Raw genomic sequence first — 23,391 nt, 5'->3', positions numbered from 1 at the left:
ATGAACGCCCCGCACGCAACAGACCCTGCCGCCGCCCCGCGCGGCCTCTTCTCCTGGCGCAAGCATTGGGCCAGCCGTTTCGGTATCGCGCCCTTCCTGCCGATGTCGCGCAGCGAGATCGACGCACTCGCTTGGGACTCGTGCGACATCATCCTCGTCACCGGCGACGCCTACGTCGATCACCCGAGCTTCGGCATGGCGCTGATCGGCCGCCTGCTCGAGGCACAGGGTTTTCGCGTCGGCATCATCAGCCAGCCGGACTGGCGGTCGGCGGCAGCCTTTCGCGCCCTCGGCCGGCCGAACCTGTTCTTCGGCGTCACCGCCGGCAACATGGACTCGATGGTCAATCGCTACACCGCCGACCGCAAACCGCGCTCCGACGATGCCTACACGCCGCATGGCGAGGCCAACCGGCGGCCGGACCGGGCACTGGTCGTCTATGCACAACGCTGTCGCGAGGCCTTTCCCGGCAGCAACGTGGTGATCGGCTCGATCGAGGCCAGCCTGCGGCGAATCGCCCATTACGACTACTGGTCGGACAAGGTCCGACGCTCGGTGCTGCCCGATTCGAAGGCCGACCTGCTGCTCTATGGCAACGCCGAACGGGCGGTGGTCGAACTGGCACACCGCCTGGCAGCCGGCGAGAGGGTCGGCGACATCCGCGACCTGCGCGGCAGCGCCTTCATGGTGCCGCGTGGCTGGCTGCCGGGCGAGGGCTGGCGCGAGATCGATTCGACGACGGTCGACACGCCCGGGGTGCTGATCCGACACGCCGATCCCTATGCCATGACCGTCGCCGGTGCTGCGGGCTCGCCCTGCGGCGGGAGTGCTGGCGAGGTGAGCGACCAGGTGGGCGAAGAGGCGGCCGGCGGCGCCCGTGTCGTCCAGTGGCACCGGCAATCGCATGCACGGATGCCGAAGCTCGACCGCGCGCGGACGGCGATCCGCCTGCCGTCCTACGAGCAGGTGGCGGCCGACCCGGTGCTCTATGCCCATGCCTCGCGCGTCCTGCACCTCGAGTCGAACCCGGGCAACGCGCGGGCGCTGGTGCAGGCGCACGGCGAGCGCGACGTCTGGCTCAACCCGCCGCCGCTGCCGCTGAGCACGGCCGAGATCGACGGCGTCTTCGCCGCACCGTTCCAGCGGCGGCCGCATCCGGCCTACGGCGAGGCAAGGATTCCGGCCTTCGAGATGATCCGTTTCTCGGTCAACATCATGCGCGGCTGCTTCGGTGGCTGCACCTTCTGTTCGATCACCGAGCACGAGGGCCGGATCATCCAGAGCCGCTCCGAGCAGTCGATCCTGCACGAGATCGAGGAGATCCGCGAGCGCACGCCCGGCTTCACCGGCATCATCTCCGATCTCGGCGGACCGACGGCCAACATGTACCGCCTGGCGTGCAAGGACCGGCAGATCGAGGCGGCCTGCCGCCGGCTCTCCTGCGTCTTCCCCGGCATCTGCGAGAACCTCGATACCGACCACACGCCGTTGCTGCAGCTCTACCGCAAGGCGCGCGCGCTGCCGGGTGTGAAGAAGGTCCTGATCAGCTCCGGCCTGCGCTACGACCTCGCCGTGCGCGATCCGGCCTACGTCCGCGAACTGGTCCGGCACCATGTCGGCGGCTATCTCAAGATCGCCCCCGAACATACCGAGGAGGGACCGCTGGCGCACATGATGAAGCCCGGAATGGGCTCCTACGAGCAGTTCCGGCAGATGTTCGAGAAGTTCTCGCAGGAAGCCGGCAAGGAGCAGTACCTGATTCCCTACTTCATCGCCGCGCATCCCGGGACCAGCGACGATGACATGCTCCGTCTCGCCCTCTGGCTGAAGCGCAACAACTTCCGTCTCGATCAGGTGCAGACCTTCCTGCCGACGCCGATGGCGCTCGCCACTGCCATGTATCACAGCGGGCGCAACCCGCTGCACCGGGTGGGGCACGCTTCCGGCAGCGTCGAAACCGCTCGCGGTGCCCGCCAGCGCCGCCTGCACAAGGCCTTTCTGCGCTACCACGATCCCGACAACTGGCCGCTGCTGCGCGAAGCGCTGCGGCGGATGGGGCGTGCCGACCTGATCGGCAACGGTCGCCAGCACCTGGTGCCCTACATGCAGCCGCACGGCAGCGGGGCGCCGCGCACCGTGCCGCTGAAGTCGAGGCCGGCCAGGCCGAGGTCGGCCGGCGCGCTGCCGGTGAAATGAGCTCCGGTCACTGAAAGGTCCACCATGTCTGTACAGGTTTTTCTCGGCGGTGCCTGCGGAACGACCACCTGGCGGGCGGATGTCGCCATCCCGCTGTTGCGTGCCGCCGGCATCACTTTCCACGACCCGCAACTGGCGGAGGGCGAGTGGACCCCGGCCCATCAGTACGCCGAAATGGAAGCCCGATCCGCCGCCGACGTCTGGTTGTTCGTCGTCAACGAGTCCACCTGTGGCGTCGCCAGTGTCGCGGAGTGCGCTTACCGCATCGGCCAGCGGGGCAGACTGGCGCTCGCCCTCACCGATCTCCCCGATGACGCGGTACTGCATGGCAGGAGGCTGGCACGCCGGGAGATCGACGACATCAACCGCGGCCGCGTCTTCCTGCGCGCCATGGCAGAGAAGCACGGCGTCGCGGTCTTTGCCAGCGTCGCCGATGCCACGGCGCACGCCATCGAGCTGGCGCGGCAGGCGGCAGGGGAACTCAACCTCGACCGGCTGGGGGCCGTCCTGCGGCGGGTCTCGCTGCCGGGCTATGCGTTCGTCCCGGAGGCCATTGCCGGACATCTCAGCGTGCGCATCAGCAAGGCGGAGCGCAATTCCCGCAGCGGTGCCACCGAGACGATGCTCGGGCGCCGCTGGCTGATCGAGCGCGCAGCGACGCCGGACGAAGTCGTGCGGACGCTGCTCAAAGCTGCGCTCACCTGGGAGGAGCACGAGTTGCGCGAGTGTTTCCGACTCGACGGCCGGCTGGTTTTCGACCCGCATTTCCAGCTGCCGGCCGATGCCGCATCCGGTCACCCTTGACGCTGCGGGGATTGCCGCGGGCGCGCCCGCGCGCGCGGCCTTCGTGCGCGGGCTCGGCACTGCGTGCCGCGACGAGGGCTTCCTGCTGCTGCAGAATCACGGCATCCCGGCTGAGCTGTGGCGTGCGGTGCTGGCCGATGCAGCCGCTTTCTTCGCTCGCCCGGCGGCCGACAAGGAGCGCCTGCACATCCGTCGTTCGACGAATCATCGCGGCTTCTCCCGGATGCAGAACAGCCGCGACTGGCGCGAGCAGCTTCATTTCGCTGCGGAATGGCCGGAAGGCGAATGGTCGCCGGGCAAGCCGGACCATTACCGCCTGGCAGGTGGCAATCCCTGGCCCGATGCAGCGTTTGCCAGCACGCTGTTGCGCTACATGGCAGCGGTTCAGGGGCTCGGTTTTCTCTTGCTGGACGCCCTGGGCGAATGCCTGGGCCTGCCTCCACGGCATTTCGAACGACTCTCCGACGAGCCGCCGTACCTGCTGCTGAAGCTGATTTCCTACCATGTCCAGCCGGCTCGAAGCCAGCGCAACGGTGTCGCCGCGCATTGCGACTGGAGCTGGATCACCATCCTCCTGCAGGATTCGACCGGTGGACTCGAAGTGCAGGACCGCAACGGCGAATGGTGGCCGGTTCCTCCGCAGCCCGGGATCCTCGCGGTCAACGTCGGCGAACTGCTCGAAATCCAGAGCCGGGGTCATTTCCGGGCGGCGCCGCACCGTGTCATCAGCCCGGCGACGCGCCAGCGCGTTTCCGTCCCGGCCTTCATCAATCCGCCGCTCGACGCCCGCATCGAGCCGCTGGTGACGCCGCCCGCGCCGATAGCGCCGCACGCCCCGGAAAAGGAACACATCCACCGGGTCGTGCCGCAGGGGGCAGCCTGCGAAGCCTTCGTCTTCGGGGAAAGCGAGTGGCGGCGGAAGGGACTGGGCGGCTGGTGCCACGACCCCCGGTGTTTGTCTTGATTCAGGGACAGTATACTGATTTTCTTCGGCGTTTCCGCCGGTCGCTGACCGTAGATCAACGGATGCGACAGTCGCCAGCGCAGCAGCGTCGACCCGCGGCCGACGCTGTCATTGGCGATCGGATGCTCGGCCGCCGGCGGTGCCGCCGAGGTGGACTGGCTGGAGTGCGGGAGTGGGATCAGCCGGGTCCTCAACTACCCATGCTGCGGAAGGGCCCGCTCGGCTGCCGAAGCCGCCGACGCACCAGACGGTCGGCGTGACCCGGAGTTGATAATACTGTCACCGAAATGCGCGGAGCAACTCTGATCTAGGGATGCGCGAGGGATCACCGTCTCGATGAGTCGCAAAGGCAACTGCTGGGATAACGCACCGATGGAATCAGTCAATGGCGCGGTCAAGGTCGAGTGCGTCCGCAGCGAGCACTTCCGGACTCGCGCCGAGGCCCAGCAGGCTCTGGTCGAATACATCGGCTTCTACAACACGGAACGCCGTCACTCGTCGTTGGGTAAACTGTCGCCAGCGGCTTTCGAGCAGCGCTGGTCCGGCACCCCCTCGCCGACCAGCGCGGGAGCAAAATCGCAGTGAGCAGCCCCGCGTTACGCACCGCCGGCCGGTTTGCGGTTCGTCGCAAGCGACCGAACCGGCCGTCCGTGGATAACGCTCCCCGCTTCTTGGCGTCCATCGAGAGGGTACCGGTTCAGCATTACCTCACCGCCGCCCTTCAGTCCGGCCGCCAAGGACTACCGATGCCGCCTTTGCCCGCGATTTCAGTGGGGGGGTGATTGGTTAGAGCGCAGCTTGCCAGCAGTCCCCTCGAGCGTAGGGTTCGGCCACATGGTTACGCGCTACGAGAATGACGCGCGACGTACCTGCGGAGAACGCTGTCCATCAAGGACTGCCAACCCTCACCGGTAGACTTGAAATAGGCAATGACCTCCGGGCTGTAACGCACTGACACCAGCAACTTTTTGTTCGCGGACTTGGGGCGGCCACGAACGGAAGCCAGGGGAACCATGGCCTTGAGTTGCCTGGGGGTAAGCGGTTGAGCATCGGGATCGCTCAGAGCCGCCGCAGTTATGGCCTTGTCTTCCTCTGCCGTCGGCATACGAACGGCGGGACGCTTAGAAATTTTGGACATAGTATTTGACCTCGCGACGATTGGCGCGGCGGAGGCTGATGATTCTTCGCACGTTGCCACGATCTACAAACGCCACGTAATAGAGGGTCTCGGTTTTCGGAGCGAGCGCGATCATTCGCGTCTCTCCATACTCGAACCGTTCATCGATCCACACCAACGCAGCTTCCCAGTCGAGTTCGGCAGTCACGGCTAGGGAGACGCCGTGCTTGGATTGGTTTGAGACGTCCTTGGCCGAGTCGAACTCGATGCGCATGCATTAATGTAGCTACACAAAAGGCGGCTGTCAAGGCGCGTGATGGCTCCCGCCTATGGGGCCGAACGTCGAAGTGAGGGGCAGCCTGAGCGAGGCGCAGGGAACCCCAGCGCAGCTTGTGGCTGTCCCTCTCGACTGCAACGTTATGTTTCACATCAGCTTCTCTAACTTCGAGGCAATGACATTCAAAGCTACCGCCAACAGACATCCTCCTAGGAGATTTCGTTCATGGGGACTCCTCGTGAAAAAAGGAAGTCGCCATCACAGCGCAATCGCCGCGTCCATGCCAGCTGCAAAGTGTGTGGGGGCCCCGCCCGGGCGGGGCCCCCACTGTCTGCCGCCGCTCCGGGATGACTCGATCATGGGACGCTGATCTTGCTCACCGCATCCGGCAGGAGGGGCGCCGATCCGGGGCGACAGGAATTGCTCTTGCACCGACCAGGGGAACCAACGCCGTGGGGCGATGCACTCGGGTAGGCGCGAACAGGTGCAACGGCAACCGACGCAGCGGTAACGGCAGATCGGCACTGGGTCGAGCCGAGGCCGCTGCGCGCGCCGATCGGCTTGCCGGTAGTAGTACCCGTGCTGACGCAACTGCTTGATCCCGCAGTGCGGGCACGACAGCGGTCGATAGGCCTCCGGCTTCTGCCGGATCATCTCCAGATGTTCCTCAAGCGAGGTGATGCCGGCTACAATTCGGCGCATGGGCTGGGCTCCTTTCTATCCGGGCGCTCGTCAAGCTTCCCACGATAGCAGAGGTTCTCCAGCCCTCCCTGCTCCCGAAGTGTCCCAGCCTTCTTCAGGACTGGCCGCGTCTCAAGTCCTCTCCGTGCGCGGGATGACCGAGCGCCTCAGCCCTCGGGGAGAGGAAAACGTAACAGTCGGGTGCCGGAAAAGCCTGACTTAATGTGTCGGCGTCCCCGCTATCGGGGTCTACAATGCGTAGAAAATTGAGCATCGCGCAGACAAGAGGAGCTAGGTCAGGCGTATGGATATTGATTTCTTTGCTGAGAATCCTCGGAAGAGCGCTCGGAATACTATGGAATCGGTCATGAATAGGGGAAGTGACCAGCTTGCCATAGCGATTGCTTTCTGTTCCGCCGCAGGCGTGGCTCTGCTAACAAGACAAGTGCCTCGGTTGAAGAAGCGGGACTCTTTCGTCGTAGTCTCGTCTGCACCGCCGACTGATTACGCCGAGCTTTCAAAGCTTTATGAGGCGATCCCAGAAAATCTCTTTGTGCATTGGGGAGCCACGGCCCCATACGAGAACAAGGCTGGAACACCCTTGATGCATTCGAAGGTGGTCTATGCTCGGTCAGGGCAAGAATGCTGGCTTTGGGTAGGTAGCCACAATCTAACGGGCAATGCAACGCAGGGTGGCAACTGTGAGGCCGCGGTGTTGCTTCACGGTACCAGTTGCGACAAGCCTTTTGTAGACGCGTTGGGGCATCTTAGCGCATGCCGGGGTGAAGCAACGCCATACGATCCTGACGTCTCGTCCCACAACGATGCTCAACGCGAAGACATCCTAGTCATCCACGCAGAGGGCGAGCTGACCCCCGATCGCAACCTTCCATGCCGCATTCACCTGTGTCTAGACTCTGCGGATTTCGACGGACTACTTTCCGCTCCAGCACCAGTTCGGTTGTTTCTCTATCCGCGCCAGGCCCTGCGGCACGGCTGGCAAGACGCGAATCCTACGGCCGCATTTTCTGGGACGCTGACAGGTGTGAATTTCACTGCGGCCAACCCAAATGCCAAAGGTTCAGGAACAACCGCAGCATGGAGCGCGGCAGACTTTAACATCGCTGAGCAGGAGGGCGTTTTGGCGCTGCTTCCATCAGGCCAACCTACTCGCAATGTGACCACTCAAGCTGTTCTCTACATTAGCGCTCCTTCCAGCACGAGTGAAGCCTTATTTGCGGAACGTCCTAGGGTCGAGATCCAACCGATCAGTGGGCCAGAGAGACTGAGTCCTATCGACCTGGATATGCGAAGGTTCTTCCGAGCAAGACATATTCAACATGACCAGTTGTTACACATTCCCGTTAGCGGACGCCGTCAAGTCATCAGGGTGACGGAAAGCGACGTGAGGCCGCGGGACACGGAAAGGATTCGTGCGCGGGTGGCAGCGGGTCGAGCACTCGATTTCGAAGACGTTCCTGAAAGGAGGCTTCGAGTGCGGCATCCATTTATTGTACGAGCGAAGTACCGTCTGCCTGACTGAGTCCCCCTCGATCCCTCCCGGCCCCGTGGTGCAGACCAGATTGTTCACGGCCTCAGCGACCTGACCACAGATCTCTTCGGGCGGGTTGTGTTCTTGGCGCAAGCGGTCCACGACTAAAAAGGGGTGGCGTCGCCTCGCATGATGCAGGTCCTTGATGTCAGTGGACACCACATGGGGATCACCTAGATGGTATCGCACAGGCAACCGGCTCCCAAAGGCGAGCACAACATTGCCTTCGGATTTGGATGTTCTCCCAAGTGGCTGATGACGCCTCCACGAACGCATCGGGAATGGGCTGTCGGGGTCATCAGCACAGTGGCCAATTCCAATTTAGGGACAGTACACGAAATCTTCTTCCGGCGTTTCCGCCGGTCGCTGACCGCAGCTCAAGGAATGCGACAGTCGTCAGCGCAGCAGCGTCGACCCGCCCCACGCGGTCTTTGGCGATCGAATGCTCGTCCGCCGGTGGCGCCGCCGAGGTGGACTGGCTGGAGGGCGGAAGCGGGATCAGCCGGGGCCGCGGATTCCCGGCACCTCGACGATGGCCAGTGCGGATGCTGGCGGTTTTTCGACTGCCCGGACGAGTGCCCGGGTCATCTGCTCCAGACTGACCAGACCGAGGCGCTGGGCCGCCGGGCGCCAGTGCGGAACACGCGCAGCCAGCGCGTAGAGTGGCGTCAGGATGAGCGGCCAGCGATGCCCGGGGCCAACGACGTACCAGGGACGCAGGATCGTCGCGCGCACACCGCTGCCGGCGATCGTCGCCTCACCGGCGGCCCGGGCGGCGACGTAGGCGCGCATCACGGGTGCCGGTTGCGCAACGCTGACGTACACGAGGTGGGCGATCGCGACCCGCGACGCCGCGTCCACCGCGGCGCGGATCGACGCGAGATCGACCGCCTCGAACTCCGCCGCCTTCGCTGGACTGGGGTGCGCTGTCGCGGCCATTCTGAAAGCGGTTCAAACGTGACGATGCGAAACTGGATCTTCTTCGTCCATGCAAATTGGAAATCTTGTATCTTGCTTCGCTGTGTGGCCCTTCTTCGGTGTACTTCAGGATGTCGTGGAACATCCTGAAGCGCGTCCGAGCGAGGCCCCACAGTGCCACGTGTCAAGGCGCAGTAAAGCACTGAAAGCGCGTGCTTTTCCTTCTCGCTAGGTGCCAGAGCCGGAGTCCACTTTCAACCCGTCCACTTGCGACCAATTTCACGCCGGCGCCGACAGTGCGCCGTACCGACCAGGTGAACCAGGGTGTCGCCGGCCTTTAGGGCGGTGGCGATCGACACGCTGTCGAGCGCGTTGCCGACGATGATCTCTGCGCCGGACGCGCGGCGCGCCCCGCTGCGGCGCGGCGCACCAGGAGCCGGACGGCGGTGTCCGCGGGCGAGCAGTCGCTCCGCCAGGGATGTGCCGAGATAACCGGTGCCGCCGGTCAGCACCACGCCGCCAGAGGTCGTTGCCATGGTGGTAGTGACTGTCGATGCAGGTCGAGTCAGCGTCATCAGCCAGTCCGTCGTGGGTGAGAGGGGCCAGAGGCCCAAGTCGTCGGATGCGAAGCTTTTCCTGTCATCCATACGCAGCAGAGGGGCGTCCGGATGCAAGCACCGGCGTCGGCGCTGCTTGAGCCGGTACGGCCCAAGCGCCCGCCCGGCTGCCGAAGGCGCCGACGGGCCAGAGGGTCGGCGTGACCAAGAGTTGACAATACTGTCACCGAAATGCGAAAAGCGAAATGCGCGAAGCTCAGCGGCGCGCTCCTTGAGGGGCGTCCGGCTGGAGCGCAGGGCCAGCCGATACTGCCGAGACGAGGGGGAAATCTTCCGGGTGTCGGATGGAGGCAACGGACAAATCCACATCCAGCAGCGGCCAATACAGGTGGTCTGGGCTTGGCCATTCGATGGTGGTCAGTTGTTCGATGGTGGCCTGCCGGAGCCAGGGAAATTCGGAGAACGGCAAGAGAAGCTCTTCATCGCCAAGAACCAGCCAGAAACCGTGCATGGAGACGTGGGTCACTTCAGCCGCCGGAACGTTCGTGCCAGGCATCCATGATCTCCTCAAGGTGACGAGCGACGACGCGCTCAGCGTAGGCCAGTTCCTGCTTGGACTGGTCGGTATGGTTGGCCAGCGTCAGACTCGGTTGCAGCCAGAACTTGGTCTCCCCATGTGAGTGGGCCACATGGATGTGCATTCGAGGCTCTTCGCGTGAAAGAAAGAAGAGCCTAAAGAACCGTCGCGGACAACGGTCGGGGCCATGGTGTCTTCTCGCGGCCAACGTCGCAAACCGCCGGCGGCAAGAAAACAGAGCGAGGAACGAGCGGTGCTTCTTGCTGGCCGAGTGCATTTGCCTTGTTAGGTTGTTTGTTTCAATGGGTTATCACCAAAGCGGTTACTACCTTCTGTTCCCGTGAGAAACCCGGTCTCAACAAGGGCCCATATAGGCCCGAGGATTGGAATGAAATTAATCAGCACCCACCATCCAGATTTATCTCTATCGTGCCATCTTTTTACTTGGATCGCTAACGAAGGCCATAGAACTATCAATATGAACAATAGAGACGCCGCACCTGTTTCCTGTTTCGTGGTTGCCATATCAATTACGGTAGTGAGGAATGAACCTGCAATAACTACCAGCATAAACATCCAAAATGGTTTGCGGCTTATTCTGCCTTCGAACGAAAAAAGCAAGCTTTGCATTGCGCTTCTCCTTATCTGTTTGCCTCACTACAATAGCTAAGGTTACCTGAAACCGAGGCCATGCTTCCGCAACCTAATGCAGAGATGAGGGGCTGCGCGGCTTCTTGCGCAGGTCCGCTTGACTGCCGGGTTGTGCCTTCCATTGCGTCAATAGCCAGAAGGCATACGCGGTGGATGCCCCGGCAAGGAATACGGGCAGAACGGAAATCTTCCAGCCCGTCTGCCAAAAGGGGAGAGTCAGCGCCGGAAGAGTACTTGCCGCTAGTAGATAGCTGACGCGGTAGCGCTTCACCTGCCGGAGAACAAGAGCCAGCGGCAGCCCGTAGAGCCAAGTGAAAACATAACCCACAACCGTGCTGTTGATCGAGACGCCGATCAGTGACTGCAGCGGTGGAAGGCCCCAAACATGAGGTTCAAACCACTCATGCAGCACAAAGTATACCCATCCGCTCGTGAACGGAATACCAAGTGGGGCGACAACGGCGGCAAGAAGACAGCTCAGAACGCGGGGTTTCATGAGGCACAACGTCTGAATTCACCGGCCTGCGCGGCTGTTCGCGCAGATCCGGTGGAAAGATGGGTTGGGCGACATTGGCTAACCAACACGATTGGGAAACGATATTTCCAGCACTACGCACCCGACATCGGTTTTGAATGGGCCATGAAGTTCCCCAGGAGGCCGACTGGCATAGTGTCCAGCCTCCAGCCACATTTCAAACGCCTTGTCATAGAGGCGACCGCTGACGATGAATACTTCTTCGGGGTAGAGATGGGTCTTGCCGCCGAAGGCGGTTGTATCTGCGCCAGGAAGAAAGCGGGTCAATTTCGTGTATTCGCCCGACTCTTCATCAATGCTCAGAGTCAGTTCCTCAGCTATGCCTTCCAGTCCTTTGACCGGAGCCCAGCGTTCCTGTGCTTGCGGACTCAACACGTTCCAGTAGGTGGCGGTGGACTTGGTCATGGATTACTCCGGAGAGCTTGGAGAACCGACGAATATGTTGCCCAACGTTCAGTCTACACCAGATTTGGCGTAGACCCGGATGCCCTGCGGGGCGCGAGCCGGTGTATATCGACCCATCACCCAGTGCATCATCCATCCATGTTCGCGCATTGTACTGTTTTTCAAGGATTCTCCGGGCATGAACAACCACATCGATTCGGGAAAACCACCACCCTCGGGCGGAAGATGAACCAGCCGAGCCCGGGGTTGACACCGCACAACCCAGGCTGCTGGATCAGGTTCGCGCGCAGATTCGCTCGCGCCACTACAGCATAAGGACCGAGAAGCAGTATGTCGAGTGGGTCCGGCGCTTCGTGCTCGTCCACCACAAGCGGCACCCGCGCGAGATGGGAGCCAGCGAGGTCGAGGCATTTCTCAGCCATTTCGCGGTCGAAGGGCACGTCGCCTCGGCGACGCAGAAACAGGCGCTACCCAATTCAGGGACACCCAATTCAGGGACAGTACACTAAATCTTCCTTCGGCGTTTGCGCCGGTCGCTGACCGCAGCTCAAGAAATGCGACAGTCGTCAGCGCAGCAGCGTCGACCCGCGCCAGACGCGGTCATTGGCGATCGGATGCTCGTCCGCCGGTGGCGCCGCGGAGGTGGACTGGCTGCAGTGCGGAAGCGGGATCAGCCGGGGGCGCGGATTTCCGGCACCTCGACGATGGACAGCGCGGATGCTGGCGGCTTTTCGACTGCCCGGACGAGTGCCCCGGTCATCTGCTCCAGACTGACCAGACCGAGGCGCTGGGCCGCTGGGCGCCAGTGCGGAACACGCGCGGCCAGGGCGTAGAGTGGCGTCAGGATGAGCGGCCCGCGATGCCCAGGGCCAACGACGTACCAGGGACGCAGGATCGTCGCGCGCACACCGCTGCCGGCGATCGCCGCTTCACCGGCGGCCCGGGCGGCGACGTAGGCGCGCATCACGGGTGCCGGTTGCGCAACGCTGACGTACACGAGGTGGGCGATCGCGACCCGCGACGCCGCGTCTACCGCGGCGCGGATCGACGCGAGATCGACCGCCTCGAAGTCCGCCGCCTTCGCTGGACTGGGGTGCGCCGTACCGACCAGGTGAACGAGGGTGTCGCCGGCCTGCAGGGCGCTGGCGATCGACACGCTGTCGAGCGCGTTGCCGACGACGATCTCTGCGCCGGACGCGGCGCGCCCCGCTGCGGCGCGGCGCACCAGGAGCCGGACGCGGTGTCCGCGGGCGAGCAGTCGCTCCGCCAGGGATGTGCCGAGATAACCGGTGCCGCCGGTCAGCACCACGGCGCCAGTGGTCGTTGCCATGGTGGTAGCGACTGTCGATGCAGGTCGAGTCAGCGTCATCAGCCAGTCCGTCGTGGGTGGGAGGGGCCAGGGGCCCAAGTCGTCGGATGCGAAGCTTTTCCTGTCATCCATACGCAGCAGAGGTGCGTCCGGATGCAAGCACCGGCGTCGGAGCTGCTTCAGCTCATCGCGGCGGCTGCGCGATGGTTGCCGGCAACCGGCGGCTGGCGGCGCTCGGCGGACCATCGCGCGACCGGGTGCTCAACTGCCCATGCCGCGGAAGGGCCCGGAGCCCTTGCTGCGCAGGGCGTGGATCCGGGCCAGGCCGCCGCGTGCGGTCTCCCGGTAACTCGCCTTGAGGTCGCGGCCGGTCTCCCACATCGTGCGAACCACCTCGTCGAAGGAGACGATGTGGTGACCGTCGGAGAGCAGGGCGTAGGCGGCGCAATCGACCGCGCGGACAGCAGCGATGGCATTGCGTTCGATGCAGGGGATCTGAACGTAACCGCCGATCGGGTCGCAGGTCAGGCCCAGATGATGTTCCAGCCCCATCTCGGCCGCATACTCGATCTGCCGCACCGAAGCGCCCAGGAGTTGCGCGGCGGCGCCCGCCGCCATGGCGCAGGCGGTGCCCACCTCACCTTGGCAGCCGACTTCGGCTCCCGAGATCGACGCGTTGCGCTTGACGATGTTGCCGATCATGCCGGCCGTCGCCAGCGCGCGATGGATCTTCTCGTCCGGCAACCGCGCATTCTGCTGCAGGAAGAAGAGGACGGCGGGCAGCACGCCGCAGGCACCGCAGGTTGGCGCCGTCACCACCTCGCCGCCGGCGGCGTTCTCTTCCGACACCGCCAGCGCATAGGCAAATTGCAGAGCTGTCTGGCCGAAGTAGCCGGCGAGGCTCTGCGCTCGGGCGTGATAGGCGGAAGCCTTGCGCGGCACCTTGAGCGTTCCCGGCAGACGCCCTTCCGCGTTCAGGCCGGTCGCAATCGTCCGCTGCATGCTCTTCCAGACGTTGGCCAAGTGGCACCAGATCGCTGGACCCTCGTGGCGCTCGACGATCTCCCAGATGCGCAGGCCCTCGCGTTCGGTCTCGTCGAGAACCGCGTCCATGCCGGCATGCGGATAGACCTCGCCGCCGCCGTCGGGCTGCCCGTCTTCGTCGAGCAGGGCTCCGCCGCCAACGGAGTAAACGACGCGCGCCGCCAGGACGCGGCCGCCGGCGTCGAGCGCCTCGAACTGCATTCCGTTCGGGTGTCGCGGCAGCGACTGTTCAGGCAGCCAGACGATATCGACCGGTGTCGGCGAGAACGGCGCGCTGACCGCCAGGTCAGTCAGGTGGCCCCGTCCGGTGGCCGCGAGCGTGCCGTAGAGCGTGACGCGCAGACGTGCCGCCGTCGGGTTGGCGGCGCTGAACGCCGTCGCGGCGAAGCGCGGCCCCATGGTGTGGCTGCTCGAGGGGCCGAGGCCGATGCGAAAGAGTTCCTGCAGGGACTTCATCGGCCTGCGCTGCCTCCCGATCGCGTCACCAAATCGTCCATCAGCTCACTCCCGGAAAGCGGTGCCGACGTGCGGTCGTACCTCTACCGCGGTCCGTGCCGCCGACGTGAGAACGGCATCCGCGACCAGCGGCCGCGCTCCTTGGCGGCTGCCCCGCTCATTGTGGTCTGCGTGGCGACCGGCGCAGCGCCGCCCAGCGATGCCTGAGCGTACCACGAGCCCTCTCCGCTGAGGCCGCGCGCGCCTCTGTTGGTTCGCGCTCGCCGAGAAAACAGGCGAACGCGGGGCGCAGTGGTGGAGCGGGTCGCCGATGGCAACGGCGCGCGTCGTCGTCAGCGCGAGGCCCTGTTTAGTATACTGTCACCGGAATGCAGGATGTCCTCAGCCGGAGACCAGGACGAATCCCCAAGTGCCGAGGACGTAGATCAGCAGGGCGGCCCACGAGTCGGCACCGATGCCCCAGTAGCGCCGCGGGTGGCGCAGCAGGATGCCGGCTACGTACACTGCCGTCATGACCAGGCCGATCATGCCGATCCAGGCGTTCGCCCGTCCTTCGTGCGTCAGCACGGGCTGCCCGGCGAGCAGGTCGGCGAGGACGAACAGAATGAGCTGGAAGGCGTTGCCGCCGAAGATGTCGCCGAAGACGAGCGTGTAGCTTCTCATCTGCACGCCGGTGACGGCGGTGCTGATCTCCGGCAGGGCCGAGGCGAACGCCAGGACCGTCGCGCCGAAGAGGACGCCGTTGATGCCCATCAGGTCGGCCAGGCGGTCGCCGCTTTGTTCGAGGACGACGCCGGCGACCAGCGTCACCAGCGAAGCGGCGACGAAGATCGCCACGTTCCTGGCCGTGCTGGCGTTCGCGAGGACATTGCCCCTGTCCGCTCGATCGGCTGCCGTCTTCGTCGCTTGCGCGGCAGGTTCGGCAGGGACGACGAGATCCATGTCCTGCCGGTCCCGGCAGCGGGCAAGGGCCAGCATGCCGACCAGCCAGACGACGAAGATCGCGATGCTCCCGACACCGAGCGGGCCGACGGCGGCGGTGGCGGGGAGGAGGCCGCTCATCACGGTGATGCCGACGACACAGATGACGAGAACGCCCTCCAGTGCCGGGAGCAACGATGCCGACAGGGTCGACAGGGGGCGTGGGCCGGTGACGAAGCGGTCAGCGATGACCAGCACCAGGGTCTGCATGGCGACGCCACCGATCAGGTTACCGGCGGCGATGTCCAGGTGGCCGCTGCTGACCGCGCTGATCGTGATCGCCAGTTCGGGCAGCGCGCCGGTGATCGATAGCAGAACTATGCCGCCGATCGTCTCGCCGAGGCCGAAGCGATCATCCAGGACGTCGGTCGCCTTCGCCAGCCAGACGCCGGCGATCCAGGTCGCGGCCGCGGCGGCGGCGAAGACAAACAGGAGGGCGGGGATTCCAAGGTGGTTCATCGGCAGTCTCCTCTGCGTGGTGGTGGTCGTTGGCGGGCAGGGCTGGCGCGCCGCTCTAGCGCGTGATCGGCCGGTAGCGGATCCGTTTCGGGCGGGCGGCCTCGTCGCCGAGGCGGCGTCGCTTGTCTTCCTCGTACTCGTGGTAGTTGCCGCTGAAGAAGGTCCATTGCGAATCTCCCTCGCAGGCGAGGATGTGCGAGCAGATGCGGTCGAGGAACCAGCGGTCGTGCGAGATGACGAGGACGCAGCCGGCGAACTCGAGCAGTGCGTCCTCGAGCGCGCGCAGCGTTTCGACGTCGAGGTCGTTCGACGGCTCGTCGAGCAGGAGGACATTGCCGCCGGCGATCAGTGTCTTCGCCATGTGCAGCCGTCCGCGCTCGCCGCCCGAGAGCTGGCCGACGTGCTTCTGCTGGTCGGCGCCCTTGAAGTTGAAGCGGCCGATGTAGGCGCGCGCCGGCGTTTCGTACTTGCCGACGGTGAGGATGTCGGCGCCGCCCGAGATCTCCTCGAAAACCGTCTTGCTGCCGTCGAGGCAGTCGCGGCTCTGGTCCACATAGGCGAGGCGGACGGTGTCGCCGATGTCGATCTCGCCCGAGTCGGGCTGCTCGCTGCCGGTGAGCATGCGGAAGAGCGTCGACTTGCCGGCGCCGTTCGGGCCGATGATGCCGACGATCGCCCCCGGCGGTACGCTGAAGCTCAGATCATCGATCAGCAGGCGGTCACCGAAGGACTTGCGAACGTTGCGGAACTCGATCACCTTGCCGCCGAGGCGCTCGCCGACCGGGATGAAGATTTCCTGCGTCTCGTTGCGCTTCTGGTACTCGACGTTGGACAGTTCGTCGAAGCGCGCCAGCCGCGCCTTGCTCTTCGCCTGTCGCGCCTTCGGGTTTTGCCGCACCCATTCGAGTTCCTGCTTCATCGCCTTGATGCGCCCGGCTTCCTGGCGCGCTTCGGTCTCCAGGCGGGCTTCCTTCTGTTCGAGCCAGCTCGAGTAGTTGCCCTTCCAGGGGATTCCCTGGCCGCGGTCGAGTTCGAGGATCCACTCGGCGGCATTGTCGAGGAAGTAGCGGTCGTGCGTCACCGCGACGACGGTGCCGGGGAAGCGGACGAGGAACTGCTCGAGCCAATCGACCGATTCGGCGTCGAGGTGGTTGGTCGGCTCGTCGAGGAGCAGCATGTCGGGTTTCGCGAGCAGCAGCTTGCACAGCGCGACGCGGCGCTTCTCGCCACCGGAGAGATTGCCGATCAGCGCCTCCCACGGCGGCAGGCGCAGTGCGTCGGCGGCCAGTTCGAGCTGGTTGTCGAGGTCGGCGCCGCTGCTGGCGATGATCGCCTCGAGCCGCGCCTGCTCCTCGGCGAGCTTGTCGAAGTCGGCGTCGGGTTCGGCGTAGGCGGCATAGACCGCATCCAGCATCGCCTGCGCGGCGAAGGCCTCGCCGAGTCCGGACTCGACTTCCTGGCGGACGGTCTTGACCGGGTCGAGCTGCGGCTCCTGCGGCAGGTAGCCGATGTTCAGCCCGGGCATCGGCGTTGCCTCGCCGATGATGTCGCGGTCGACGCCGGCCATGATGCGCAGCACGGTTGACTTGCCCGAGCCGTTGAGCCCGAGCAGACCGATCTTCGCGCCGGGGAAGAAAGAGAGCGAGATGTCCTTGATGATCTGGCGCTTGGGCGGGACGATCTTGCCCACCCGGTTCATCGTGAATACGTATTGAGCCATGGCTGTCGATCGGAAGTGGGAAAAACGGTTGCGGGACACCGGCAGCGGCACCGGCGCGGAAGGCGCGAGTTTACCCGACTCCGGCACTGCCGCACGCGATCGGGGGCGATGCGCCGGCGGCATCGCTCGCCGGCGACGCTCGCCGATTGACAGCGCTCGCCGCTGACGGGCATACTCGGTACGCTGCACTGACCGACGACGGCCGTCCATCTCGCCGCCGCAAACCGGCCGCTTCGTCCCGCAAGCGGGCGAGGCCGCAGCCCTGAAGGCAATCCGGCATGACACCCAGCACCCATCCACCAGCAGTTGCACGCGCGCGTCCGCTGCCGGCCGCCGGCAGCGGCTGCTGGCGGGCCATCGTCGGCGGCCTGCTGCTGATGCTGCTGCAGGGCGTGCTGCCGGCCGGCGCCGTCGCCAGCATCTGGGGCTACGTCGACGAGCAGGGAGTCGCGCACTTCGCGACCGAACAGCTCGATTCGCGTTACAAGCTCTTCCTGCAGGGCGACGCCGCGCGCACGTCGCTGTCGGCGCTGAGCGGGCCAAGCAAGCCGGAGCTGCTGCGCTACCTGTCGCAGCATCCGAACCTGAAGAAGTTCGAACCGCTGATCAAGCGCGCGAGCGACGAGTTTGCCGTCGATGCCGCGCTGCTGAAAGCGGTGATGGCTGCCGAGTCCGCCTTCAACCCCGACGCCGTATCACCCAAGGGCGCCATCGGGCTGATGCAGGTGATGCCGGCGACCGCCGGCCAGTACGGGCTGCAGGCCGACCGGCAGCAGAGCCTGGAGGAGAAGCTGGCCGATCCGAAGACCAATATCCGCATCGGCGCGCGTTACCTGCGCGACCTCGGCAAGCTGTTCCCGAACGATCCGCAACTGGTTCTGGCCGCCTACAACGCCGGTCAGGGCGCCGTGCAGCAGCACCGCAACCAGGTGCCGCCGTACCCGGAAACGATGAACTACGTCCAGCTCGTGACGCAGTTCCATCAGCTCTACCAAGGCAACACGCTCACCCGCAAGGCGGCGCCGTCGTCGGTCTTCACCCGTTCGGCTGCCGGTGGCCAGCGCATCTACATGAAGCTGCCCGGGCGGCGCGACGTCCCCGAGACGGCTCCGGCGCGCTGATGCCCAGCTGTCTTCGCCGCGCCGTCGTCAGCCATCGCGTCGCCGTGGCGGTGTGCGCCGCGCTGCCAGCAGTCGACTGGCCGAGCGCCCGCGCGGCAACGCCATTGCGCTTCCGGCGCCGGGGTCGTCGTCTGTCGGAACCGCGTGCTGCGGCGGTACAATGTTTGCCTTCCGTGTCCGGGAAACGATCATGCAAGCCGTGCCTCGAGTTGATTCCGCCGCCGCCCAAAGCGCTTCGTCATCCCGGTCGGCCGACCACCGCGTGCGCGGCGCCAGCGTCCGCTGCCTGGCGGCGACGCTGCTGCTCGCCGGCTGCGCCGGTCCGGCCACCAACGTCACGGTCAGCGACCCGGCGCGGATCACGCGCAGCGGCTTCCTCACCGACTACAAGGCGCTGGCACCGTCGCCTGGGGCCGAGGGCACCCTCTGCTGGCGGCAGCCGGGGCTCGACCTCAAGGCCTACGACAAGGTGCTGATCAACCGCATCGTCGTCACCCTCAAGGCCGACCAGCAACAGGGAATCGATCCGACCGAGCTGAAGGCGCTCGTGGACTACTTCCATGCCTCGCTGGTGAAGGCCCTCAAGCCGCAGATGCAGATCGTCGAGCAGCCGGGTCCGGGGGTCATCGTGCTGCGCATCGCACTGACCAACCTGGTGCCGACGCAGGTCAGCCGCAGCCTGATGGGGACGGCGATCCCCTACGCCTTCACCGCCGAACTCGCCTCCGGGCCAGCCAGTGGCAGGCCGGCCGGGTCGACGCCGTACCTCGGCGAGACGGGGATGGAGATCCAGTTCACCGACGGCGCGACGAACCGGGTGCTCGCCGAATGCGCCGACGCGCAGATCGGCCGCAAGTACGCGGCGGCGGTCGAGGAGGGTGCCGAGGGTGCGACCGACACCTGGGTCAAGGGTTACATGAACTCGTTCCAGGCCTGGGCGTACGCGCAGAACGCCTTCGACAAGTGGGCGAAGCTGATCGCCGATCGCTTTGCCGTGCTGCGCGGCGTCAAGCCGGAAAAATGAGCGAAGCAGAGGAAAGCGGAAGGAGAAAGTGATGCAGCGCAAGGCGGTGGTGGCCGGTGTCGGCGCGGTACCCTTCGGCAAGCCGGGGGCGACCGAGAGCTATGACCTGATGGCCGCGGCGGCGACACGGCGGGCGCTCGCCGATGCTGGCCTGGGCTACGAGGACGTGCAGCAGGCGATCGTCGGCTACGTCTATGGCGATTCGACCTCCGGCCAGCGCGCGCTCTACGGCGTCGGCATGAGCGGCATCCCGATCGTCAATGTGAACAACAACTGTTCGACCGGGTCGACGGCGCTCTTCCTCGCCCGGCAACTGGTCGAATCCGGCGCGCTCGACTGCGTGTTGGCGCTCGGCTTCGAGCAGATGCGCCCGGGCGCGATCGCCGAACACTGGAACGACCGGCCGTCGCCCTTCGCACGTTTCGACGAGCTGTGCGCCGAGATCGCTCCCTACCCCGTACCGCTGGCGCTGCGCTACTTCGGCGGCGCCGGCGTCGAATACATGCAGCGCCACGGCGCGACGGCGAAGCTCTTCGCGCGCGTGCGCGCCAAGGCGAGCCGGCACGCCGCGCACAACCCCGGCGCGCTGTTGCGCAAGGTGGTCAGCGAGGAAGAAGTCCTGGCGGCGCCGCTGATCTGCGCCGAGGCCGGCATGACGCGGCTGATGGCCTGCCCGCCGACCTGCGGCGCGGCGGCGGCGATCCTCGTCTCGCCGGACTTCGCCGCGCGCCGCAATCTCGACCGGCGCGTCTTCATCGCCGCGCAGGCGATGACCACCGACCGCCCGGGCACCTTCGACCAGCGCAGCATGCTGGCGCTGGTCGGCGCCGACATGAGCCGCGAGGCCGCCGACCTCGTCTACGAACAGGCGGGAATCGGTCCCGGCGACATCGACGTCGTCGAACTGCACGACTGCTTCGCGCAGAACGAGGTCATCAGCTACGAGGCGCTTCGTCTGTGCCCGGAGGGCGGCGCCGAGCAGTTCGTCGCCGACGGCGACAATACCTACGGCGGCCGGGTGGTGACCAACCCCTCGGGTGGCCTGCTGTGCAAGGGGCATCCGCTCGGTGCGACCGGGCTCGCGCAGTGCGCCGAACTGGTCGAGCAGCTGCGCGGCGCAGCCGGCGAGCGGCAGGTGGCAGGCGCCCGCATTGCGCTGCAGCACAACCTGGGACTTGGTGGCGCCTGTGTCGTGACGCTCTACCAGCGGGCGGCCTGAGCGGCAACACGGCAGCGGGCAATGAACGCCCTGCGCGCGGCGGCGCAGCGCAGGCATGCGACAGGGAGCATTTCATGGGAAAACTCGCAGGCAAGGTGGCGATCGTCAGCGGTTCCGGCCGCGGCATCGGGCGCGCGGTGGCGCTCAAGCTGGCGGAGGAGGGCGCGCATGTGGTGGTCAACGACGTCGACAGCGCACCGGCGGCAGAGACGGTCGGCGACATCGTTGCTGCCGGCGGCCAGGCGGTCGCCTGCGTCGGCAGCGTCACCGCCGGCGACTTCGCCGAGCGTTTCGTGCACACCGCACTCAGCCAGTTCGGCGGCCTCGACATCATCATCAACAACGCCGGCTACACCTGGGACAACGTCGTCCAGAAGATGAGCGACGAGCAATGGCAGGCGATGCTCGACGTCCATCTGACGGCGCCCTTCCGCGTCCTGCGCGCGGCCGCCGACTTCTTCCGCGCCGCCGCGAAGAGCGAGAGCGAGAGCGGCCAGGAGACCTACCGCAAGGTGGTCAATGTGTCGTCGATCGCCGGTGTCGGCGGCAATGCCGGGCAGGCCAACTACGCCGCCGCCAAGGCCGGCATCGTCGGCCTGACGCGCACGCTGGCGAAGGAGTGGGGGCGTTACCGCGTGAACGTCAACTGCGTCGCCTTCGGCCTGATCAACACGCGGCTGACCAGCGCCGCCGCCGGCGACGCGGTGCTCGACATCGAGGGCCGGCAGATCAAGGCCGGCGTCAATCCCCAGTTGCTGCAGCAGATGGCGGCGATGATCCCGCTCGGCCGCGGCGGTACGCCGGAGGAGGCGGCCGGCGCCATCGTCATGCTCTGCTACCCGGAAGCCAACTACGTCTCCGGCGAGCTGCTCGTCTGCGGCGGCGGCTTCCGCATCTAGGCGCGAGCGACCTCCGATGGCGATCGCCCGCACGCTCTTCGACGACGGCCACCGGCAATATGCGGCGGCGCTCGACCGCTTCATCGCGCTCGAAGTCGCGCCGCACTACGAGCGCTTTGAAGAGCAGGGCTTTTTCGACCGCGAGCTGTGGCTGCGCGCCGCCGCCGCCGGCTTCCTCTGCTCGTCGCTGCCCGAGGAGTACGGCGGTGCCGGCGCCGACAAGCTGTACAGCGTCGTCCTCTTCGAGCAACTGGCGCGCAACGCGGTGCAGAACCTGCTCGGCTGGTCGCTGCATTCGGAGATCGTCGCCCCCTACCTGCTGCACTACGGCAGCGAGGCGATCCGTCGGCGCTACCTGCCGCGCATGGCGAGCGGCGAGCTGATCGGCGCCATCGCGATGACCGAGCCGGGCGCCGGCTCCGACCTGCAGGGGCTGCGCACGACGGCGCTGCGCGACGGCGAGCACTACGTCCTCAACGGCGGCAAGACCTTCATCACCAACGGCTCGCTCTGCGACCTCGTCGTCGTCGTCGCTAAGACGGATCCGGCGGCCGCCGGCAAGGGCATCAGCCTGCTCGTCGTCGACATGCGCTGGCCCGGCTGCAGTCGCGGCCGGCGGTTGAAGAAGATCGGCATGCGTGCGCAGGACACCGGCGAACTCTTCTTCGACGACGTGCACGTGCCGGTCGACCACCTGCTCGGCGAGGAGAACCGCGGCTTCGCCTATCTGATGAACGAGCTGCCGTGGGAGCGGCTGCAGATCGCGATCAGTGCCGTCGCGCAGGCGGAAGCGGCGATCGACTGGACCAGCCGCTACTGCCGCGAACGCCAGGCCTTCGGGCAGCCGCTCCTGCACTTCCAGAACACCCGCTTCACCCTCGCCGAGGCGCTGACCGAGGTGCAGGTAGCGCGCGTCTTCGTCGACCGCTGCAGCGAACTCTTCGTCCGCGGCGAACTCGACGCGACGGCGGCGTCGATGGCCAAGTACTGGTGCACCGAACTGCAGTGCAAGGTACTCGACGCCTGCCTGCAACTGCACGGCGGCAACGGCTGCATGCTCGATTACCCGATCGCCCGCGCCTGGACCGACGCCCGCGCCGCACGCATCTACGGCGGCAGCAACGAGATCATGAAGGAGCTGATCGCCCGCCAAATCGCGGGGACAGTATACTAAATTGGCCGAGGGCGCGTTCGACGCGCTGCGGGTCGCGGGCCACGGCCGGTGCCGTGCCCCCAGCCGTTGCGTCCCCTGCGCCGTCAGCCGTTCGCGCGCCAAGCGTTTGGCGCCGCTGCGTTCACCGGTTCACGACGTCGCATGCCATCGCCCAAGCGGCGCCTGAGTTCGGGCCGATGCAGCACGGAGAGAGTGCTAGAATTTGCCGATGATCGATTGGTCAACCTGTCCAGCTGTAGAGTGCCATCCGGACGTGGTGAGCGGGGCCTGGGTCTTTCGCAGCAGCCGTGTGCCCGTCGCGGCCCTCTTTGAGAACCTTGAGGCGGGCGCCACGTTGGCCGAGTTTGTCCAGTGGTTTCCGGGCGTCAGCCTTGAACAGGCGAAGAGCGTTCTCGAGCACGCCGCCCGGAGCTCGCTTGCGGCAGCGTAGATGCGTATCGTGTTTGATCAGGGTACACCTGTGCCACTGCGCCATTGCCTTGTCGATCACTTCGTCGTCACCGCCTTCGAGCAGGGCTGGTCAACGCTGAGAAACGGCGAACTCCTCGCGGCGGTGGAGAGAGAAGGCTTTGATCTCCTGATCACTACGGATCGCCGGCTGAAGCATCAGCAGAACCTCGGCGCCAGAGCAATTGGAATCATCGTCCTGAGCACCACGAGTTGGCCGCGCATACGCGCCGTCGAGCACATGGTCGTGGCCGCCGTCCAGAACGTCGCACCAGCCCGGTTGATCGAGATCGACATACCGTGA

The 23,391-nt window shown here is 65.7% G+C and carries 24 protein-coding genes and 2 pseudogenes; 13 read left to right on the top strand and 13 right to left on the bottom strand.

Going from position 1 to position 23,391, the window contains the following annotated elements:
- The 4 genes and pseudogenes from V5B60_RS17260 to V5B60_RS17245 all read left to right on the top strand — a co-directional run.
- Positions 1-2,196 (top strand): YgiQ family radical SAM protein, encoded by a 2,196-nt coding sequence (locus V5B60_RS17260; protein ID WP_332348574.1) that lies wholly within the window; start codon positions 1-3, stop codon positions 2,194-2,196.
- 24 nt (positions 2,197-2,220) lie between these two features.
- Complete coding sequence (locus tag V5B60_RS17255) at positions 2,221-3,000, top strand: nucleoside 2-deoxyribosyltransferase domain-containing protein (protein WP_332348572.1); 780 nt, start codon at positions 2,221-2,223, stop codon at positions 2,998-3,000.
- Complete coding sequence (locus V5B60_RS17250) at positions 2,978-3,964, top strand: 2-oxoglutarate and iron-dependent oxygenase domain-containing protein (protein ID WP_332348569.1); 987 nt, start codon at positions 2,978-2,980, stop codon at positions 3,962-3,964. The genes V5B60_RS17255 and V5B60_RS17250 overlap by 23 nt, the downstream gene beginning before the upstream one ends.
- A 321-nt stretch (positions 3,965-4,285) precedes the next feature.
- A pseudogene (locus tag V5B60_RS17245) lies at positions 4,286-4,549 on the top strand (integrase core domain-containing protein); the annotation flags it as partial.
- A 253-nt stretch (positions 4,550-4,802) separates the two neighbouring features.
- Here the strand turns inward: V5B60_RS17245 and V5B60_RS17240 are convergent.
- Positions 4,803-5,102 (bottom strand): BrnA antitoxin family protein, encoded by a 300-nt coding sequence (locus V5B60_RS17240; protein WP_332348567.1) that lies wholly within the window; start codon positions 5,100-5,102, stop codon positions 4,803-4,805.
- The gene (locus tag V5B60_RS17235) at positions 5,086-5,355 is read right to left on the bottom strand and encodes a BrnT family toxin (RefSeq protein WP_332348565.1); all 270 of its coding nucleotides are present in this window, start codon (positions 5,353-5,355) and stop codon (positions 5,086-5,088) included. The genes V5B60_RS17240 and V5B60_RS17235 overlap by 17 nt, the downstream gene beginning before the upstream one ends.
- 988 nt (positions 5,356-6,343) lie before the next feature.
- Between V5B60_RS17235 and V5B60_RS17230 the strand changes: the two genes are divergently transcribed.
- Positions 6,344-7,582, top strand: coding sequence for a hypothetical protein (locus V5B60_RS17230; RefSeq protein ID WP_332348563.1), 1,239 nt, complete (start codon positions 6,344-6,346; stop codon positions 7,580-7,582).
- 507 nt (positions 7,583-8,089) lie between these two features.
- On the opposite strand, the gene V5B60_RS17225 is transcribed toward V5B60_RS17230, so the two are convergent.
- From V5B60_RS17225 to V5B60_RS17195, 7 genes are all read right to left on the bottom strand, one after another.
- Complete coding sequence (locus V5B60_RS17225; RefSeq protein ID WP_332348560.1) at positions 8,090-8,530, bottom strand: hypothetical protein; 441 nt, start codon at positions 8,528-8,530, stop codon at positions 8,090-8,092.
- A gap of 233 nt (positions 8,531-8,763) precedes the next feature.
- Positions 8,764-9,156, bottom strand: coding sequence for an NAD-dependent epimerase/dehydratase family protein (locus tag V5B60_RS17220; protein WP_332348558.1), 393 nt, complete (start codon positions 9,154-9,156; stop codon positions 8,764-8,766).
- A gap of 166 nt (positions 9,157-9,322) precedes the next feature.
- Complete coding sequence (locus V5B60_RS17215) at positions 9,323-9,622, bottom strand: DUF2442 domain-containing protein (RefSeq protein ID WP_332348556.1); 300 nt, start codon at positions 9,620-9,622, stop codon at positions 9,323-9,325.
- Positions 9,594-9,767 (bottom strand): DUF4160 domain-containing protein, encoded by a 174-nt coding sequence (locus V5B60_RS17210; RefSeq protein ID WP_332348554.1) that lies wholly within the window; start codon positions 9,765-9,767, stop codon positions 9,594-9,596. Before V5B60_RS17210 ends, V5B60_RS17215 begins: the two co-directional genes overlap by 29 nt.
- 161 nt (positions 9,768-9,928) lie before the next feature.
- Positions 9,929-10,273, bottom strand: a complete 345-nt coding sequence (locus V5B60_RS17205) for a DUF805 domain-containing protein (RefSeq protein WP_332348552.1) — start codon at positions 10,271-10,273, stop codon at positions 9,929-9,931.
- Positions 10,274-10,346: 73 nt separating this feature from the next.
- Positions 10,347-10,790 (bottom strand): hypothetical protein, encoded by a 444-nt coding sequence (locus V5B60_RS17200; RefSeq protein ID WP_332348550.1) that lies wholly within the window; start codon positions 10,788-10,790, stop codon positions 10,347-10,349.
- 78 nt (positions 10,791-10,868) lie between these two features.
- On the bottom strand, positions 10,869-11,234 hold the full coding sequence (locus tag V5B60_RS17195) for a cupin domain-containing protein (protein ID WP_332348548.1): 366 nt from the start codon (positions 11,232-11,234) through the stop codon (positions 10,869-10,871).
- A gap of 266 nt (positions 11,235-11,500) precedes the next feature.
- Here V5B60_RS17195 and V5B60_RS17190 point away from each other — a divergent pair.
- Positions 11,501-11,704: pseudogene (locus V5B60_RS17190) on the top strand (phage integrase N-terminal SAM-like domain-containing protein); the annotation flags it as partial.
- 200 nt (positions 11,705-11,904) lie between these two features.
- On the opposite strand, the gene V5B60_RS17185 reads toward V5B60_RS17190, so the two are convergent.
- From V5B60_RS17185 to ettA, 4 genes are all read right to left on the bottom strand, one after another.
- The gene (locus V5B60_RS17185; protein WP_332348546.1) at positions 11,905-12,564 is read right to left on the bottom strand and encodes an NAD-dependent epimerase/dehydratase family protein; all 660 of its coding nucleotides are present in this window, start codon (positions 12,562-12,564) and stop codon (positions 11,905-11,907) included.
- A gap of 240 nt (positions 12,565-12,804) precedes the next feature.
- Entirely contained in the window at positions 12,805-14,043 is a 1,239-nt protein-coding gene (locus V5B60_RS17180; protein WP_332348544.1) for an L-serine ammonia-lyase, read from the bottom strand.
- A gap of 381 nt (positions 14,044-14,424) precedes the next feature.
- Positions 14,425-15,483 carry a sodium:calcium antiporter gene (locus V5B60_RS17175; RefSeq protein ID WP_332348542.1) on the bottom strand — a complete coding sequence of 353 codons (1,059 nt, stop codon included), beginning with the start codon at positions 15,481-15,483 and terminating at the stop codon, positions 14,425-14,427.
- A gap of 55 nt (positions 15,484-15,538) precedes the next feature.
- A complete protein-coding gene (ettA, locus tag V5B60_RS17170; RefSeq protein ID WP_332348541.1) occupies positions 15,539-17,203 on the bottom strand; it encodes an energy-dependent translational throttle protein EttA in 1,665 nt (554 codons plus the stop codon).
- Between the two features lie 278 nt (positions 17,204-17,481).
- Between ettA and V5B60_RS17165 the strand changes: the two genes are divergently transcribed.
- From V5B60_RS17165 to V5B60_RS17135, 7 genes are all read left to right on the top strand, one after another.
- Positions 17,482-18,324, top strand: coding sequence for a lytic transglycosylase domain-containing protein (locus tag V5B60_RS17165; protein ID WP_332348540.1), 843 nt, complete (start codon positions 17,482-17,484; stop codon positions 18,322-18,324).
- Between the two features lie 190 nt (positions 18,325-18,514).
- A complete protein-coding gene (locus V5B60_RS17160; RefSeq protein ID WP_332348538.1) occupies positions 18,515-19,348 on the top strand; it encodes a DUF3313 domain-containing protein in 834 nt (277 codons plus the stop codon).
- 31 nt (positions 19,349-19,379) lie between these two features.
- Positions 19,380-20,567 carry a lipid-transfer protein gene (locus V5B60_RS17155; RefSeq protein WP_332348536.1) on the top strand — a complete coding sequence of 396 codons (1,188 nt, stop codon included), beginning with the start codon at positions 19,380-19,382 and terminating at the stop codon, positions 20,565-20,567.
- A 74-nt stretch (positions 20,568-20,641) separates the two neighbouring features.
- Positions 20,642-21,466, top strand: a complete 825-nt coding sequence (locus V5B60_RS17150; protein ID WP_332348534.1) for an SDR family NAD(P)-dependent oxidoreductase — start codon at positions 20,642-20,644, stop codon at positions 21,464-21,466.
- Positions 21,467-21,482: 16 nt separating this feature from the next.
- On the top strand, positions 21,483-22,640 hold the full coding sequence (locus tag V5B60_RS17145; protein ID WP_332348532.1) for an acyl-CoA dehydrogenase family protein: 1,158 nt from the start codon (positions 21,483-21,485) through the stop codon (positions 22,638-22,640).
- 208 nt (positions 22,641-22,848) lie between these two features.
- Positions 22,849-23,070 (top strand): DUF433 domain-containing protein, encoded by a 222-nt coding sequence (locus tag V5B60_RS17140; protein WP_332348531.1) that lies wholly within the window; start codon positions 22,849-22,851, stop codon positions 23,068-23,070.
- On the top strand, positions 23,071-23,391 hold the full coding sequence (locus V5B60_RS17135; RefSeq protein ID WP_332348529.1) for a hypothetical protein: 321 nt from the start codon (positions 23,071-23,073) through the stop codon (positions 23,389-23,391).

Source organism: Accumulibacter sp. (assembly GCF_036625195.1).
Classification (GTDB): domain Bacteria; phylum Pseudomonadota; class Gammaproteobacteria; order Burkholderiales; family Rhodocyclaceae; genus Accumulibacter.
The sequence above is the reverse complement of the archived record's forward strand: the minus strand, read 5'-3'. Positions and strand labels throughout refer to the sequence as shown.